1 protein-coding gene is annotated in these 517 nt (G+C 60.3%); it reads left to right on the forward strand.

The window, feature by feature from the left end:
* The coding region (locus FEM54_RS33775; protein WP_138454421.1) for an inorganic phosphate transporter at positions 1-479 on the forward strand (479 nt) is incomplete at its 5' end.
* Positions 480-517: the final 38 nt, after the last annotated feature.

Raw genomic sequence — 517 nt, forward strand, 5'->3', positions numbered from 1 at the left:
ACATGTACCTGACCAGTGAAACCATTCGCTTGATGGACAAGGGCAAGGTCGGCAACTTCGACGCCGACACCCAAGGCAAGCTGAAACTGTTCAAAGACCAGATCGACGCGTCCACACGCTTTATCCCGCTGTGGGTGAAGATCGCCGTGGCCATCGCGCTCGGGCTGGGCACCATGGTCGGCTGGAAACGCATCGTGGTCACGGTGGGCGAAAAAATCGGCAAGACGCACCTGACTTACGCCCAAGGCGCCTCGGCCGAGACGGTGGCCATGCTGACCATCGGTGCGGCGGATATGTTCGGGCTACCGGTGTCGACGACCCATGTGTTGTCGTCGGGTGTGGCAGGCACCATGGTCGCCAATGGCGGTGGCTTGCAGATGAAGACCATCCGCAATCTGCTGATGGCCTGGGTGCTGACCTTGCCGGCGGCGATTTTGCTGTCGGGCAGCCTGTACTGGCTGTTTACCAAACTGTTCTGACCTCGGTGGGAGCTGGCTTGCCTGCGATGGCATCACCT

This window comes from Pseudomonas edaphica (assembly GCF_005863185.1).
GTDB lineage: Bacteria > Pseudomonadota > Gammaproteobacteria > Pseudomonadales > Pseudomonadaceae > Aquipseudomonas > Aquipseudomonas edaphica.